This window comes from Pseudomonas sp. ESBL9, assembly GCF_036668715.1.
Classification (GTDB): Bacteria; Pseudomonadota; Gammaproteobacteria; order Pseudomonadales; family Pseudomonadaceae; genus Aquipseudomonas; species Aquipseudomonas lundensis.
Genome location: NZ_JAZEVV010000001.1, coordinates 1,191,186 through 1,206,870, shown reverse-complemented (window position 1 = coordinate 1,206,870; position 15,685 = coordinate 1,191,186). Strand labels below are relative to the sequence as shown.

Annotated in this window: 14 protein-coding genes; 10 read left to right on the top strand and 4 right to left on the bottom strand. The window is 57.8% G+C overall.

Translation table 11 applies throughout. The annotated features are described in order from the left end of the window. The first annotated feature begins 4 nt into the window (after positions 1–4). From V6F78_RS05160 to V6F78_RS05140, 5 genes are all read left to right on the top strand, one after another. A complete protein-coding gene (locus V6F78_RS05160; RefSeq protein WP_047280276.1) occupies positions 5–508 on the top strand; it encodes a phage major tail tube protein in 504 nt (167 codons plus the stop codon). A gap of 11 nt (positions 509–519) precedes the next feature. Further along, complete coding sequence (locus V6F78_RS05155) at positions 520–828, top strand: phage tail assembly protein (RefSeq protein ID WP_332726759.1); 309 nt, start codon at positions 520–522, stop codon at positions 826–828. A 148-nt stretch (positions 829–976) separates the two neighbouring features. Next, positions 977–4,021: a phage tail tape measure protein gene (locus V6F78_RS05150; protein WP_332726758.1), complete on the top strand. Its 3,045-nt coding sequence runs from the start codon at positions 977–979 to the stop codon at positions 4,019–4,021. 16 nt (positions 4,022–4,037) lie between these two features. Then, complete coding sequence (locus tag V6F78_RS05145) at positions 4,038–4,883, top strand: phage tail protein (protein WP_332726757.1); 846 nt, start codon at positions 4,038–4,040, stop codon at positions 4,881–4,883. After that, complete coding sequence (locus tag V6F78_RS05140) at positions 4,858–5,064, top strand: tail protein X (RefSeq protein ID WP_169862366.1); 207 nt, start codon at positions 4,858–4,860, stop codon at positions 5,062–5,064. The genes V6F78_RS05145 and V6F78_RS05140 overlap by 26 nt, the downstream gene beginning before the upstream one ends. Here the strand turns inward: V6F78_RS05140 and V6F78_RS05135 are convergent. Both V6F78_RS05135 and V6F78_RS05130 read right to left on the bottom strand, forming a co-directional pair. After that, positions 5,061–5,462 carry a type II toxin-antitoxin system MqsA family antitoxin gene (locus V6F78_RS05135; protein ID WP_047275764.1) on the bottom strand — a complete coding sequence of 134 codons (402 nt, stop codon included), beginning with the start codon at positions 5,460–5,462 and terminating at the stop codon, positions 5,061–5,063. The two genes, V6F78_RS05140 and V6F78_RS05135, sit on opposite strands and share 4 nt — an antisense overlap. 2 nt (positions 5,463–5,464) lie before the next feature. Further along, complete coding sequence (locus V6F78_RS05130) at positions 5,465–5,761, bottom strand: type II toxin-antitoxin system MqsR family toxin (protein WP_048374838.1); 297 nt, start codon at positions 5,759–5,761, stop codon at positions 5,465–5,467. A gap of 129 nt (positions 5,762–5,890) precedes the next feature. Between V6F78_RS05130 and V6F78_RS05125 the strand changes: the two genes are divergently transcribed. The 4 genes from V6F78_RS05125 (at position 5,891) to V6F78_RS05110 (ending at position 8,999) form a co-directional block, all read left to right on the top strand. Next, the gene (locus tag V6F78_RS05125) at positions 5,891–6,937 is read left to right on the top strand and encodes a phage late control D family protein (RefSeq protein ID WP_332726756.1); all 1,047 of its coding nucleotides are present in this window, start codon (positions 5,891–5,893) and stop codon (positions 6,935–6,937) included. A gap of 47 nt (positions 6,938–6,984) precedes the next feature. After that, complete coding sequence (locus tag V6F78_RS05120) at positions 6,985–7,530, top strand: glycoside hydrolase family 19 protein (protein WP_332726755.1); 546 nt, start codon at positions 6,985–6,987, stop codon at positions 7,528–7,530. Next, positions 7,527–8,054 (top strand): lysis system i-spanin subunit Rz, encoded by a 528-nt coding sequence (locus V6F78_RS05115; protein WP_332726754.1) that lies wholly within the window; start codon positions 7,527–7,529, stop codon positions 8,052–8,054. Before V6F78_RS05120 ends, V6F78_RS05115 begins: the two co-directional genes overlap by 4 nt. A gap of 150 nt (positions 8,055–8,204) precedes the next feature. After that, entirely contained in the window at positions 8,205–8,999 is a 795-nt protein-coding gene (locus V6F78_RS05110) for a DNA adenine methylase (protein ID WP_332726753.1), read from the top strand. 479 nt (positions 9,000–9,478) lie between these two features. Here the strand turns inward: V6F78_RS05110 and V6F78_RS05105 are convergent, their stop codons facing one another. Next, the gene (locus V6F78_RS05105) at positions 9,479–11,878 is read right to left on the bottom strand and encodes a membrane-bound PQQ-dependent dehydrogenase, glucose/quinate/shikimate family (RefSeq protein WP_088500413.1); all 2,400 of its coding nucleotides are present in this window, start codon (positions 11,876–11,878) and stop codon (positions 9,479–9,481) included. An 874-nt stretch (positions 11,879–12,752) separates the two neighbouring features. On the opposite strand from V6F78_RS05105, the gene V6F78_RS05100 reads away from it, so the two are divergent. After that, on the top strand, positions 12,753–14,045 hold the full coding sequence (locus V6F78_RS05100) for a carbohydrate porin (protein ID WP_047292077.1): 1,293 nt from the start codon (positions 12,753–12,755) through the stop codon (positions 14,043–14,045). Positions 14,046–14,439: 394 nt separating this feature from the next. Here the strand turns inward: V6F78_RS05100 and V6F78_RS05095 are convergent, their stop codons facing one another. Continuing rightward, positions 14,440–15,372, bottom strand: a complete 933-nt coding sequence (locus V6F78_RS05095; protein WP_332726752.1) for a hypothetical protein — start codon at positions 15,370–15,372, stop codon at positions 14,440–14,442. Between the last annotated feature and the right edge of the window lie 313 nt (positions 15,373–15,685).

Genomic DNA, 15,685 nt, shown 5'->3' with positions numbered 1-15,685 from the left:
CTCAATGATTCCTCAAGTGCTTTTTGATACCAACCTGTTTTTGGGCGGGATCAGTTTTTCCGGTGATGTGCCGTCCGTGACCCTGCCCAAGTTGACCGTTAAAACCGACTCGTTCCGGGGCGGCGGCATGGGTGGCGAGATTGAGATGGACATGGGGCTGGAGAAATTGGAGTCCAGTTTCGTCACGACCGGCGTCCGCCGCGAATCCATGAAGTACTTCGGTCTTGCTGATCAGACCAGCTGCAATGCCGTGTTTCGCGGAGCTTTTAAAGGTCTGGGTGGCAAGGTCACCCCCGTGATCGCGACGATGCGCGGCATGCTCAAAGAACTGGACATGGGCGACTGGAAACCCGGCGATAAGGCCGAGAACAAGTACGCGATGGCCCTCCAATATTACAAGTTGGAAGTGGACGGTCGTGTGATGTACGAAATCGACATGGTCAATTGCGTGCGCGTAATTGATGGCGTCGACCAAATGGCAGATGTACGCAGCGCCCTGGGCCTTTAAGGAATTCCCGCATGACTACCAACACTGAAAAGAAAATCCCGTCTTGGCTCACCCTGACTGACGAAGGCGTCACCATCACCCTGCGTTACCCGACTGAACTCAACCATGTCAAAACCGACAAGGTGGTCATGCGCGCGCCGACCGTTCGCGATGTGCGGGCAGCGGGCGCGGTCTCGGGCGGCGATGCTGAAAAGCGCGAATTGCAACTGTTCTCCAGCCTGACCGAAATCCCGCCCGGCGATCTGGAGGGGCTTAAGGTGGTGGATTACAGCCGCGTGCAAGATGGCTATTTTCGTATGGTCGAAGAAAGCGAACTGTAACCCCCAAACCCTGAAACAACTGGCCAAGCGCTTGGCAGCGGAAACGAGCTTTTCCGCCGCCGAGATCATGGCCATGCCGTTTTCGGAAATGGTCTGGTGGCTCACGGATTGAGCCGCCTGACGCGCAACCACAGGGCAGGGCGAACAGATGGCAAACAAACTCGCGCTCGGGCTGGTGATCGGCGGGGCGGTCAGTTCCTCCGTGGGCTCAGCGTTCAAGGACGTTGATAGCCGGATCAAGAAGCTGGAAGCGACCGGGGCCAAGGCCCGGGTCATGCAACGCCAGATCGGTGACACCATCCGCCTGCGCAACGAATGGAAAAAGGCCCACGACAGCGGTGCGGCGGGTGCGTCCACGCTGCTGACCAAACTCAATGCCAACCTCGACAGTTTGCGCAAGCAGGGGATCGAGGTCGGGCGACTCGACCGGGCCTATCAAATGCTCGGCCGTACTGCGCGGCAGGCGGATCTGAAAGCCAAGGGCCATGCACAAATCAACGAAGGCCGGGCCAGTGTCAAAAGCACGGTTGGCCGGGCAGCCGTGGGGGCGGCAGCACTGGCGGTGCCGACCAAAGTCAGCGCCGATTACAACGCCATCATCCGCGACATCGCGATCAAGGCGGGCATCGCCAATGCCCCCGAAGAAAAGCAGATGTCGCGCACCATCATCGACACCTCGCGTGACACCGGCATGGCCCGTAACGAGGTGGCCACCGTGGTCAACGAGCTGGTGGGTGCCGGTATGGACCTGGCCAAGGCCATGGAGTACGCGCCGGTGGCGGCCAAGTTCGTGATCGGGCAGGGCTCGGACGGCGGCGAAACCGCCAAGATGATCAACGCCCTTGGCCAGAACGCCAAGATCACCAGCGCCCAGGAAATGCAGCAGGCGCTGGAAGCCATTGCGTTTCAAGGGCAGGCGGGCAGTTTTGAGGCCAGCGACATGGCCAAGTGGTTTCCCGAACTGCTGGCCAACATGGGCAAGCTGGGCATCACGGGCATGGACGCCGTGACCCAGTTGGGGGCCATGCTGCAAGTCCAGATGAAAACGGCGGGCAGCTCCGACGAGGCGGCCAACAACCTCAAAAACTGGATGGACAAGATCAGTTCATCGCAGACCGTGGATGCTTACGGCAAGGCCGGGATCGATTACGAAGCTTCCATGCAAACCGGCATTCAACAGGGCATGTCGACGCTTGAGTCGAGCATGGCACTGGCCAAGAAGTACATCGAGCAAACCGACCCCAAACGCGCCGCCAAGATGGCCGAAGCCACGGCGCAGATCAGCAAGGAATCGAACCCGGAAAAAGCCAAGGCCATGCTCGCGTCACTGGAGCAGGCCTTGCGCACCGGCGACATCTTTTCCGACATGCAAGTCAAGGCCGCGCTTACGGCCTACATGCAAAACAAGGAGCTGTACGGCCAGCTCAAGCGCGAATCGCGCGAAGCCAGCGGCATCCTCGACAAGAACCTGGCGGAGCGCCGCGAAACCTCGTCGCAAAAATGGAAGGAAATGGCCCAGTCGATGGACGACGCCATGCGCTCGGTGGGCGATGCGATCCGGCCGATCACCGACGGCGTGGCCGAAGGGCTGACCAGTGTGGCCAAGGGTATTACCTCGCTCAGCGACCGCACGCCCGGGTTGGCCATGGGGCTGACGGTGTTGGCCGGTGGAGCGCTGACCCTGCAAGGGCTGCTGGGCTCGTTCAAGATCGGCAAGGGCCTGTTCAACCTCGCACGCGGCGCCATGGGCGGCCGCGATGCCAAGGGCGTGCAAAAGGTCTTTGTCACCAACGCTGGTGATGACGACAAGGAAGACGGCAAGGGCTCCAAAGTGCTGGCCCTCGCGGAGATCGGCCTGAAGGCCTTCGGTGGCAAAAAGGACGATGACGGGGACAGCGAGGAAGGCGGCGAGAGTAAAGGCTTTGACCCGATTGATACCGGCCTGAAACTGCTCGACGTGTTCCGCGAAGCGAAAAACGACGAAGACGGCGGCGAAGACACGGGGCCGCAAAAGGTGTTTGTGGTCAACGCCGCCGCCATGAGTGGCGGTGGTGGAGGCGGTGCCGGTGGTCGTGGCGGTCGACGTCGCGGCGGTGGCAATCGCAACGGCCGCCGCCGTGCGGGTGGTGGTGGTGGTGGTGGTGGTGGTGGTGGTGGTGGTGGGCCTAGGCCGCCGCGTCCGCCCGTGCCACCTGTTCCACCACCAGCACCGCCGGGGCGTCTTGGCCGGGTCATGGGGCTGGCCGGCAAGGTGGGTAAAGTCGGCAAATTGCTCCCCGGGGCGTCGTTGCTGGAAGGCGGCATGCGTGCCATCGACACCTACCAGAACGCCGAAACCAAGGACGAAAAGGCCGAAGGCTACGGCGCCGCTGCGGGCAACATGGCCGGTGCGCTGGCAGGGGCTGCGGCCGGTGCGGCCATCGGTTCCGTGGTACCGATTTTGGGCACGGCGGTCGGTGGCTTGATCGGCGGCATCCTCGGCAGCATGGGCGGGGAATCCATCGGGGGCAGCCTCGGTAAATCATGGTTCGGGTCGGACGATGAAAAGCCCGCTGAACCGCCGAAGCCCGAAGCCAAAGCGGCAGGCGAGCCACTGGCTCCAGTGGTCAAGCCGGTGTCATACGACCCGGCTGATCCGGACTCGAAAGCCCCGTTCCTGTTGCCGCACTTTGCCAACAAGCCGCGCTTCCCCGGGGCGGACCTGGTGCGCCCGGATTCGTTGCCGCCGCCGACAGCATCACCGGCGCCGGTGGTCAAACCGGTGTCGTATGACCCGGCTGATCCGGACTCGAAAACCCCGTTCCTGTTACCGCACTTTGCTAACAAACCGCGCTTCCCGGGGGCGGACCTGGTACGGCCCAAGTCGCTGCCGCCTGAGGGCTCACTCGGTGCCAGCGCATCACGCGAGCTGCCCGGGGCGGTGAACATGGGCGACGTGGTGCGCTCGTTCGCCGCCACGGCACCTGCCGGGCCGCTGGCCATGCCGCCCAAAGCAGAACCGGTGCTCAAGGTCGAACCGCCGAAGATCGATCAGAAGATCGACGTCAATGCGGCGCTGTCCATCACCGTGCAAGGCGACGTAAAAGACCCGGCCGCACTGGCTCGGGAGTTACAGCCGCACCTGCAACGGCAGATCGAGCAAATCAACCAGCAGATGTCGAGCCGGAATCTGTACGACCAACCGCATCTTTAAACAGAAGGGGCAAGCCATGGCCTACATGGAACAACTGCAGTCGGGGTTGAAGTACCTGACTGCGGCCGGGGAAACCGGACGTCGTAGCCTGGACGGCATGCTTGGGCCGGTGAACGGCGCCATTGGAGAAATCAGCGGCGCCGCCTCCGAACTGAGCGACTTGCCGTTCATTGGTCCTGCGGTCGGGGCCAAGGTGCAACGGCTGATGCGTGGGGTCAACGCCGCGCAGGCCAAGGTCGGCGCGGTGGTGGCCACCTACAACAAAGCCACCCGGGCGGCCTCGCAAATTGAGGAACGCCTCGGCGTACTCAAAGAGCAAGCGGGTAAGGCGGCGACCGCGATCAACAAAATCGCAGGCAAAGTCAGCCCGTCGCTGGCCAACATCGTGCCGACCGGCGCGCTGGGCGCAGACGCGACCCCGGCCGCCGAGGCGGTGAAGCCATTCCCGCACCTGCTGATCATGCAACCGCTCAAGCCCGGATCGACACCGTTCTACTTCAACCTGGACACCGCCGCCTTCGACGAACTCAAGCGCTCCAGCGAATACCGCTGGGCTTCACAAGAGCGCCTGAACCGTCGCCCGGCGCAGCAAGCCGTGGGCATGGGCGAAGAACGCATCACCCTCACGGGTGCGATTTTTGGCGGGTTCAAAGGCGGCATCAAACAACTCGACACCCTGCGCAGCATCGGTGCCCAGCTTCAACCGCTGGGCCTGACCACCGGCTACGGCGAGGTGCTGGGCAACTGGTGTTTGAAAAACATCGAAGAAGAACAGAGTGCCCTGCTACAAGGTGGTATCCCGCGTAAACAGGGCTTTACCTTGGAGTTTGTGCGCTATGGCGACGACCTGCAGAACGGCTAGCGGCGACGTGCTCGACACCATTTGCCAGAACTACTACGGCCACCTCAATGGCTCGGTCGAGGCCGTGCTCGATGCCAACCAGGGGCTGGCCGAAGAGGTGCAGCCGTTTAGGGCCGGGCTGGTGATTCACCTGCCTGATTTGCCTGCGCCGAGTGATGAGGTGGTGATGTTGTGGGGTTAGCCTAAACGCACTTCATTCAGCAGCTCGGGATGGTGATCGAGCAGTTTCAGTAATTTCACCAGTGCCAGTGGTGGTTTGGTTTTGCCGTTCTCATAACGGGAAAACGCATTCACGCCACCGCCGAAAATCTCGGCCGCTTCACGCTGGTCCAGGTCTAGTTTTTTACGCACAGTTGTGATGAAGCCTGGATCAACAATCGAAGCATTCACTTGTTTGTTGAAGGCCAGCATTGCAGCACTGACGCGGGTGGATTCGCTGGCATCCAGTACGGTTTCACCACAGGCCGGGCAGAATTCGCCGGTGACCGAAGGGATCACAGTGGACTCGTTCTTGTAGGTGTAAGGCACGTCGCGGGTGTCATGCACCAGCTCTGCCGAGACGCAAGATGGACATTTCATGTTCATAGCTCCTTGAAGGACACGATGAGCACATCATCAATGACCGTGAGTTTGAGGTAGACCTCGCCGGCATGGGTTTTACGCCGGTACACGTCCTGCCAGACCTTATGGTCGGCATGCGTGGTCATGCTTTTGTAAAAGTCAGCGGGGGCCAGTGCCATTACCACGCTGACGATGCCGTCAAAGTCGAAGCCTAAAGCCGCGCCACCGGTCAGTGCTGACAGGGTAGAGCGCACCTTGCCCGCTTCAATCAGGGCTTTAACGGTGTGTAGTTTGCAGTGCGGGGTCTTTTTCTCCATGCGGCGAAAATTAACCTACTTGGTTTAATTTGGCAAGTAGGTTAATGCGCTGAGCATAATCCGTTTTATAACCGAGTGATGTTTCTTTACAGCCTCGCCTGTGCGGGGCTTTTGACGTCTGGAGAATGTATGACACCCACCTTCCGCATCGTCGCAGACGGTGCCGACATCACCGCGCTGATCAACGACCGCCTGCTTTCATTGCGAACCAGTGACAAACCCGGCATGGAGTCAGACGACTTTGAACTGCGCATCGATGACCGTGATAGCGCCGTGTCATTGCCCAGCCGTGGAGCGAGCATCGAAGTGTTCCTCGGCTACAGCGGCACCGTCTTAACCCGCCTAGGGCGTTACACCGTGGACGAGGTCGAGTTGTCCGGCCCACCCGATACGCTGGTGATCCGGGGCAAAGCCAGCGACATGCGCGGCAGTGGCAAGACCACGCGCAGCGGCAGTTGGGAAGGGGTGAGCCTGGCCAGCATCGTCAAGGACGTGGCGGCACGTAACGGCTGGTCGCCGGTGTGCCCGGTCGACACGGTAGTGCCGCGTGCTGACCAGCTCAGCGAATCCGACTTCAACTTCATCACCCGACTTTCCAAGCAGTTCGACTGCACCGCTAAAGTGGCGGACGGCAAGCTGCTGGTGATGCAGCGCCAAGGTGGACAAAGCGCGAGTGGTACAGCGCTGGGCACCATCACCCTGACACGTAGCGACGTCAGCCGGTGGCAGTTCCGGCTGGGTGATCGCAGTGCCCACAAGGCGGTCAGCACCCAGCATCAGGACAAGAAAACCGGCAAGTTGGCCATCGTCACCTTGGACAACGACGAAGCCCCGGACGGTCTACCGCCCGTTCACACAGACCGCCACATTTATCCCAACAAATCCGCCGCCGAACAGGCTGCCAAAGCGCGGCTGGCAGCGTTCAACCGCTCGACCGCCGGAGTGCGTCTAGAAATGCCCGGGCGTACTGACCTGTTTGCCGAGCGGACCATCAATGCCCAAGGCTTCAAGGTCGGGCTCGATGGCGAGTACCTGGTGGACTCGGTGGAGCAGGTTTTCACCCAAAGCGGCTGGAGCACCACCGTCGAATGCAATGGCGGCAAGAAAGGCAAAGCCAAGGCCAAAGGCAAAAAGCTCAAAGCCCCGCTAAAAGTCGTGCAGCTACAAGCAAATTAATCCCAAACCTAACCCGTCTTGTGCGGGTTTTTCATAAGGGCAAGCCTATGTCGATTACCCAGCAACAACTCCAGCAGATCCTCCCCAACGCCGGCCAAACAGCCGGCGTTTTTGTTCCTGTCCTGAACACCGCAATGGTTCGCTTCCAGATCATCGGGACAAAGCGCGTCGCCGCCTTCATCGCCCAGATCGGTCACGAGTCCGGCCAGTTTCGCTACGTGCGCGAATTGGGCAGCGATCAGTACCTGAGCAAATACGACACCGGCTCACTCGCCAAGCGCTTGGGCAACACACCTGAGGCGGACGGCGACGGCCAGAAGTATCGCGGCCGGGGGCTGATCCAGATCACCGGCCGCGCCAACTACATCGCATGTGGCGAAGCGTTGGCCCTTGATCTGATCAACCAGCCAGAGCTGCTGGAAAAGCCGCAGCACGCGTGCATGTCAGCAGCGTGGTTTTGGGCGAGCAGGGGGCTCAACACCTTGGCTGATGCGGGTCAGTTCGACAAGATCACGCAACGCATCAACGGTGGCCAAAACGGCGCAGCAGATCGTCAGGCGCTGTACGCCCGCGCGCTTAGGGTGTTGGCGTGAAGCTCGATGCGGTGAAGGGGGGCGGGGCATTGCTGGTGATGCTCGGCCTCATGGTTGGCAGTGCATGGACGGCATGTACGTGGCAGGCCAACGCCTACGGCCAGCAGTTAGCAGCCAAAGAAACCGTCTATCAAACTGAACGCACCAATCTGGCCAATGCCAACTCAGCGCTGATCCTCGCCGAACAGGGCAAACGCCTCGCCCTGGAGCAATGGCTGGCTGCCAGTGACCAAGCCCACTATCGAGCCCTGACCGATGCCAAAACCACTCAAACCCGCCTGCGTGATCGCCTTGCTACTGCTGACCTGCGGCTGTCAGTCCTACTCGACACCACCGCCGCAACTGATAGTGACGGAATGCAAGCCACCACCGGCTCCTGCGGCGTGGTTCATGGAACCGCGAGAGCCCAACTTGACCGAGCGCATGCTCAACGAATTATCGGAATCACCGGCTACGGCGACCAAGGACTGATTGCGCTGCAAGCCTGTCAGGCCTATGCCAAAGAAGTCTCACACACGAAATAAAAGGAGCGGCCGAAGCTGGATGCGTCAACATCCAGCCCGGCCACCGAACCCGCAGATCTGTCCTGCAAGCCCAGTCAAGGCTCCTGCTCCGTGCACAAAGCGGAGCGAGCCTAACACCTGTCTATCCATACAGCAAAGGTCTTGCAAACAATGTCATCACCCATCATTCCTTGGATGGGCGGCAAACGCCGCCTGGCCGACCGCCTTATCCCCCTGTTCCCACCCCACGAATGCTACGTCGAAGTCTTCGCCGGCGGCGGGGCGCTCTACTTCCTGCGCCCGCAGCCTGCTCCTGTCGAAGTACTAAACGACATCAACGGCGAACTGGTGACCCTCTACCGCGTAGTGCAGAACCATCTGGAAGAATTCGTGCGCCAATTCAAGTGGGCTCTCAGCTCACGGCAGATATTCGAGTGGCAAAAAATGACCCGCCCGGAAACCCTGACCGACATCCAGCGTGCTGCCCGGTTCTTCTACCTGCAGCACCATGCCTTTGGTGGCAAGGTCACAGGTCAAAGCTTCGGTACAGCAACCACCGCCCCTGCAATCAACCTGCTGCGCATTGAAGAAAACCTGTCTGCGGCTTGGCAGCGCCTGTCCGGCACCTACGTCGAAAACCTGCCCTGGCTTGAGTGCGCCGAGCGCTACGACCGGGCGCACACCTTCCACTACATGGATCCACCTTACTGGCAGACCGCTGGCTACGGCGTGGACTTCCCGTTTGAAAACTATGAGCGCATGGCTGATTTTATGCGGCGCTGCAAAGGCAAAGTGATGGTCAGCATCAACGACCACCCGGACATTCGGCGGGTGTTTGAAGGGTTCCATTTTGAGACGACTGAGATCCGGTACACGACCACGAATCAGCGGCAGGGGAAGGCTGAGGTGACGGGGGAGTTGATAGTGATGAATTGGGAACCGGAGTCTTTGGGAGCATTGTTTTAGGTTGGTAGGTTTGAAACCGATAGGAGTCCGTGACGAAGGGCTGCTATCGGCCAAAAGCGGACGATTGAGTATGCCTACAATCAAGGGGCGATTCATTCGGATTGAATCGCCCCTGGTTTCGTAGAAACATTTGAGCGACTGCTTATGGCCCAGAGTGTGTAAAAACGAGTCGCCAAATTCGAAGTGCGCGCTTCTGCGTTAAATCTGAAATTCATCAGCACATCAGCAGATGTGGATTTGGGGTAGAAGCGCGGTTTCCAGTCTGGTTTTGAGTAACTTTCGCACCGAAAAACGTTTTTACACAGCCTGGGCCGAAAGCAGACTACCGGACCTATGAGATCAGTCGAAGTCCTCTTCTCGTAACAAGCACAAAATTTAATGCGTTATTTAGGCCGAAGCCGAACAACAACTGGTATAGAACAAAAAAGCCCACCTGTTGGAGAGCAGGCGGGCCATTTGAGTTAACGTCAATTAAGAGGTTATTTCTGGATGATGCTGTCCGGCAATGCATAGGCAATGATGTAGTCACCGACATCAGGCGAGTGGCTCATGCCACCTGCGGAGATGACTACGTACTGCTTCCCGGTATTGGGTGATTTGTAGATCAGCGGGGCTGCAACCGCGCCAACCGGCAGGCGGGCTTTCCAGACTTCTTTACCGGTGGCCGAATCCAGCGCTCGCAGGTAGTAGTCCTGGGTGCCGGCGAAGAACACCAGGCCAGATGCCGTTGAGGTCGGGCCACCCAGTGTTGGCATGCCCAGCGGGATTGGCATGTGCGTTTTGATCCCCAGAGGGCCAGTGTCCTGGACGGTGCCCAACGGAACCTGCCAGACCAGTTTCTGGGTGTTGAGGTCAATGGCGCTCATGCTGCCGAAGGGAGGTGTGTTGCACGGTACGCCCAGTGGCGACTGCAGAATGTCGATTTTCACCCCGCCATAGATACCGGCGACTTGTGGGCGAATGGTTCCCATGAAACCCGGGACTTCATCGGTCGACACGTTGAACTTCTTGGTGTCTTCCTTTTTGACTAGTGACATCCGCAGCGGCATGCGCATGTCATTGACGAACATCATGCCGGTGTTTTCGTCGATGGAGATACCACCCCAGTTCATACCGCCCAGCAAGCCAGGCCATTCGATGTACGGTTTTTCACTTGGCGGTGTAAACGGACCCAGGTAGACGGAGTCTTTGAACATGATCCGGCAATACAGTTGGTCGAAAGTTGTCACGCCCCACATCGACTTCTCGGTCAGCGGGTCGACACCAATGGTCGGCATCCCGACCGAGAACGGTTGGGTAGGCGACAGGTGCTCGCCTTCTGCTGCTGGAGAGGTAGGAACCGCACGCTCTTCAACTTCTGTAACCGGCTTGCCGGTACGGCGATCCAGCACAAAAATGTTGCCTGTCTTGCTGGTCTGGATCAAGACCGGAGTCTTCTCGCCCTGGGCGTTTTTGATGTCATAGAGCACAGGCTGCGAAGGCAGGTCATAGTCCCAGACGTCGTGGTGAACGATCTGATAAACCCATTTGGCTTTACCGGTTGATGCATCGACTGCAACAACGGCCGTACCAAACTTCTCTTTAACCTGGTTGCGATCACCACCCCAGTAGTCGGGCGGGCCATTGCCCGTAGGCAGGTAGACCAGATTCAACTCTTTATCGTAGGTCGGAATTGTCCAGACGTTAGGCGTCTCCAGAGCGAACTGATGATCGTCTGCCACTGCGTTCTTGCCCTCGGGTGCACCTACATCCCAGGCCCACACCAACGCACCTGTCAGAACGTCGAATGCGCGTACGGCACCGGAAGGTTCGCCCGCCACAATGTCCCGTACCCAGCCGCCGACCACGGTGAGGTGGCCCATGACAACCGGCAGCGAGGTGGGGTGATAGCGCTTGCTGTTTTCAGTCGGGCCCATGCCTTTCTTGAGATCGACATAACCGTTGTCGCCAAAGCTCGGGCACAGGGTGCCGGTATGCGCATCAACCGCAAACAAACGGGCATCCACAGACGACACCAGTATACGCTGGCGGCACTGCTGCTCATTGCCATATGACGCCTTGACTTCAGCGCTTAGGCTGTCGTCTTTATCGATGTCGTAATAACCCACGCCGCGGCAAGTCACGTGCTCTTCGCTTTTGGCTTTGGGATCGAATTTCCAGAGCGGGGTCCCGGTATCACCGTCCAGGGCGGTAATCAGGTTTTCCGGTGTGCACGAGTACAGAACATTGCCGATCTGCAACGGTGTATTTTCATCTACACCCGCGCCGGCACCTGTGGTGCGACGACCTGTTCTGTAGGTCCAGGCAACCTGCAGGTCCTTGACGTTGTCCGAGGTGATTTGCGTGTAAGGAGCAAACCGTGTTCCCGAGGCATTACGCCCAAAGAACTCCCAGTTTTCAGGGACGTTGGAGGGCTCTTCTGCCTTGGGTGCGTCAGTGGCGGCGACCGGGTTCGAGATCCCGCCGTGCGGGTAGAACGCAGCAATAAATGTCGCGACCAGTGCCAGGAATACGGCAAACCCGAACCGGTTAGCGGCGCGCCGGGTGCTCAAGGACGTGTCCGGCAATGCGGCGCCGACCCACAGGCTGAGTGTCAGGATGATGGCAGGAATGACCAAGCGTGGAAGCAGTTCCCAATAGCTGAACTGACCCACTTCATAAAAGGCCCAGGCACAGGTCGCAAGGAATATGGCAACAGAGAGAGTAATACCCGAACGCTTGCGAAACAGAAATAGTGCCGCCAGTACGAGATAAGTCAAGCCTGCGATCAAGTAATAACTTGACCCGTCCAGCGCCACTAGTTTGACCCCGCCATAAATCAAAGCTAGTGCCACGGCAAATACAAATAGGGAAAAGAGTACCCTCGCGATAGTGCTCATTGAGCGTCTTGAAGTTTGAGATGGTTGGTCATTCGTCATTTAGTGAATGCTCTATGGGTGAATACAAAACTGCCCGCACGCTGTGCGAACAGCTGGGTCAAATGTTCAGTTCAACCCGAACAGGACTGGGCATGGCAGGTGTTGGAATCAGAACTACCGCCCTGCCGACAGCAAGCGAGCACCGGCAATCAGTGTAGCAGGTTGCTGCAGTCGCAATGAATATGCCGAAGGCTCTACGAAACGCGGGAAGGTGTTTGTCCGGGCACTGCTGGCTCGACGTTCCGAGAGTGAGCTGAAGACTCTGAGCTAGTTTATACAGGTGCTTCTTGGGATAAATCCAAAGGTTTGAGAAACATTGTTGGTGAAATAGTAATAATCCATGGTAAGGAGGGGGGTTGAAGTCCCAAATGTTTTCTCTTCTTTTTGACGTGCGAGTGACCTCAAAAGCAATAAGCGCTGAACACTAACGATCGCCGTTTCTGCAAGCGAAAGGCCGGATATCGCCACCGCGATTATTACTGTCTCCCCAATAATGTTTCTTAGTTCCCTGGATTTATCTGAAAAAAATATCGACATAAACTTAGCCTTACGGCTCACACGGGATGACATTCACCAGCCCTGCCACTTTCAGGGCCTGTTAGTCATGTGAAGCGAACATCCGAACGGTTTCGAGCACCCGCACCCCCGTCATATACCAGCTCATGGACACCCTCTTGCACAGCCAAGGAGGGATCAACTCGGCCCGGGTTCAGGTTATGACACCGCAGTTCTCAAGACGGTATCAGGCCAGAAAAGCTAAAGCGGGCCAGTTTCCTGCCGTGCCAGCGTGTCGTTGAGCGATACACCAAAATTTTTTGCAACGGAGCACACCCCAATGTTTTTTTCTTTCCGCGCGCTGCTGACCACCAGCCTGTGCAGCGGTTTGTCGCTGTGTATCTTGAGCCCGACTTCAGCACTGGCTGACACTTCCGACCTGATGAGTCGTTCGACACTAACCGGCGATTGGGGGGGGGAGCGCCAAAAACTGGTGGACAAGGGCATCACACTGACCGGTGACTACAGCTCTGAAACGATTTCCAACTTGCATGGCGGGATCAAGCGAGGTACGCGCTATGCGCAACAAATACGCGTGGGCGCCAAGTTTGATCTGAGTAAACTGCTGGACACCCCGGACGCTGGATTTGTGCAAATTCTGGTTAACGACCGTCGCGGCCACAGCGCCACGGAAGACTTGCTCGGCAACCGCCTTTCTGCGCAAGAAAACTACGGTGGCGAATACACGCGACTGACCGAGTTCAGTTACCAGCGCAATCTGTTTTCTCCGGACGTGTCTGCCAAAATCGGTTACATGGTGATGGGCACCGATTTTGGTGGCATGCCGATCCTGACCAACTTTGTGAGCGCCGGCTTTTGTGCACACCCATTGACCATGTCCAGCGGCAGCGGGTGGGGCAACTACCCGACGGCCCACTGGGGTGGAGAGTTGCGTTACGACGTCAACGACTCACTGACGCTGCAAACCGCGGTATTCCAGGTCAACCCAGAGCACAACAGCCTTCCCTCTGAAGCGTTTTCCATGCCCAGCCACGACTCCACCGGGGCCATTCTGCCTCTGGAAGCCATCTTCAATAATAACGCCTTTCTCAATGGCCAATACAAAGTCGGCTGGTACTACGACAGCTCTAACTCGCAAAAAATTGGCAGCACAGAAAAAAGCAGCAATCGCACCGGGGCTTACGTGTTGATGGACCAGGCAATCTGGAGGGATGAGCAAGACCCTGAAAGGGTGCTACGCCTCTTCGGCCAGGCAGCCACCAGCAACGCAGCCACCTCACCAATGCGTCGCTGGTACTCGGTCGGCCTGGTTAAGCAAAAGCCTTTTGCCAGCCGCCCGCATGACAGCATTGCATTGGGTTATGGCCGGGCCGTGCTCAACTCCCGTACGCGTGATGTACAAGAAGCGGCGGCGACCAGCTTCGGCGAATACGAGATGATTGCCAACCTCGACAATGGCGAGCAGATGATTGAGCTTAACTATGGCGCGCAGGTCACCCCTTGGCTGCTGCTGCGTCCTGACCTGCAGTACTACATTGAGCCTGGAGCGTTCTCCGGCAAAAAAAGAGGCAACGCTTTGGCCGTGGGCTTACAGATCAAAGCGACGTTTTAAACAAATGGAGTTTGAATCGCCCCGGCTTTCCTAGATAACTTTGAGCGGCTGCTTTTGGCCGATAGCTGCCTGTCACGAAGGGCGGCTATCGGCCATAAGCGGTCATCCCGGTCTACCACCAGACACTCTGAACCAGGACATCGTTTTATAGAATCGGGAATGCCTGCAATGGACCAGGTGTTGGCGCTGATACGAGTTTGACCCAGGCTGCTGGAATTCATTGACCCGCCCGAATACTCAGCAACCGATGACTTGCTCGGGATTTCAGAGGCTGCGTATGGGGCATTCAAAATTAGCCGCCTGGGTAAAACTCGTATCAGCTCCAAGAGACCGACCATGCGCAGCACAGATGACAGGTGAAAAGGGCGCTTATGGAGAGCGCCCTTTATTTTGCTTACAGGTGGTCGCGGTAGATCCGTAATTGTGCATCGACAACTTGACGCAGTACGTCCTCATTCCCACAAAACATAACCATCTTTTCTGTCCGTTCAAGTCGTGACGACACCGACAGCTCGAATTGGGTGCCCCCCTGTGAGTGCTGCGCGGCGCGGACGATGCAGTTGGAGCTTGGCTCTTGCTGTGCTGGCCCCAGAAAGAACGCCCAGCCGTCCGGGTCGTTGTGTTTCTCGGCGACCAGCTCGGGGAATTTTCGGGCGAGGAAATCACGAATTTCATCAGGCGACATGATGGGGCGTTGCGGCGCCTGCATCTGATTGAAGTACTCCTGAAGGTTACCAAGTCGAATGCGCATGTCATCTACCAAAATCAGGTGCTCTTCGAGGCGTTTTTCTGGCCCCTCGATACTGCTGCATTGACCTAGGATCGCATTGATGGTCATCGTCCCTACTCCCTGCGAGGTACCGGCTTTTTCTGCGCTAGCCATGATTTGCCGGAAGCTTGAGCTTTGTACTTGCTCCGGGAGCGTTTCATTAATTTTTTTTATCTTCGGCCGGAGCACGTCGAGGACCGCATCCCCGTATTTTAAAGCCTCTTCTCGCGATGGGATTTTGCCTTTGTGGATTACCTCGTTTCTAAACGTGATCAAACCTGTGGGCAACAGCAGAGGGGTTTCTTTGAAGTGGTTAGCCCAAAGAAATATGAATGCACCGAGCTGCCGCTCTGACATGTTCGAGACATTTTTCCAGGCCGCCTGGAAAAGATCGTCACTACCCGAAGATTTTTCGAGGAATATTCGGATTGTGTATTCGTAGAAGCGCTCGAGGCTGGAGGTAAAAGACGAAACCGCCTCTCGATAGTATCCATCCAGTATCGCGTGGGCGCCAATTTCAAACAGAACTTCGAATTTGTGCTGCTGAAGGACGGTCACGGTCCTATGGCCAGACAGGCAGGTTGCCATGTAGCAACCATCGTCCCGAACTTCGATTTGCGAAGCACCTCCTGGGCGTCCGTTTTCTTGCAAGCACTGCATGCATGACAGCGTTAACCGCATGAGCCATTTCCTCTATGTGAGCGATGCATCATCCCTTGCTGCGGTTGGCGATGCTTCTCGATGGGTAGTGTTACTGCATTGGAGCGTGTTGCCCGGTAGATGTCGAGTTTGAGGTGGTACTCTAAGCAAATGCCTTGTTTTTCAGCTCACAGCGTCAGCTTCGTACTGATGTACTCCGGGCCTGTTACCG

What these genes read in the sequence shown, in the direction of transcription:
- V6F78_RS05150 (WP_332726758.1), top strand. Translation starts at nt 977, where the DNA reads ATGGCAAACAAACTCGCGCTCGGGCTGGTGATCGGCGGGGCGGTCAGT.
- V6F78_RS05120 (WP_332726755.1), top strand. Translation starts at nt 6,985, where the DNA reads ATGTCGATTACCCAGCAACAACTCCAGCAGATCCTCCCCAACGCCGGC.
- V6F78_RS05145 (WP_332726757.1), top strand. Translation starts at nt 4,038, where the DNA reads ATGGCCTACATGGAACAACTGCAGTCGGGGTTGAAGTACCTGACTGCG.
- V6F78_RS05135 (WP_047275764.1), bottom strand. Translation starts at nt 5,462, where the DNA reads ATGAAATGTCCATCTTGCGTCTCGGCAGAGCTGGTGCATGACACCCGC.
- V6F78_RS05155 (WP_332726759.1), top strand. Translation starts at nt 520, where the DNA reads ATGACTACCAACACTGAAAAGAAAATCCCGTCTTGGCTCACCCTGACT.
- V6F78_RS05125 (WP_332726756.1), top strand. Translation starts at nt 5,891, where the DNA reads ATGACACCCACCTTCCGCATCGTCGCAGACGGTGCCGACATCACCGCG.
- V6F78_RS05110 (WP_332726753.1), top strand. Translation starts at nt 8,205, where the DNA reads ATGTCATCACCCATCATTCCTTGGATGGGCGGCAAACGCCGCCTGGCC.
- V6F78_RS05160 (WP_047280276.1), top strand. Translation starts at nt 5, where the DNA reads ATGATTCCTCAAGTGCTTTTTGATACCAACCTGTTTTTGGGCGGGATC.
- V6F78_RS05140 (WP_169862366.1), top strand. Translation starts at nt 4,858, where the DNA reads ATGGCGACGACCTGCAGAACGGCTAGCGGCGACGTGCTCGACACCATT.
- V6F78_RS05105 (WP_088500413.1), bottom strand. Translation starts at nt 11,878, where the DNA reads ATGAGCACTATCGCGAGGGTACTCTTTTCCCTATTTGTATTTGCCGTG.
- V6F78_RS05130 (WP_048374838.1), bottom strand. Translation starts at nt 5,761, where the DNA reads ATGGAGAAAAAGACCCCGCACTGCAAACTACACACCGTTAAAGCCCTG.
- V6F78_RS05100 (WP_047292077.1), top strand. Translation starts at nt 12,753, where the DNA reads ATGTTTTTTTCTTTCCGCGCGCTGCTGACCACCAGCCTGTGCAGCGGT.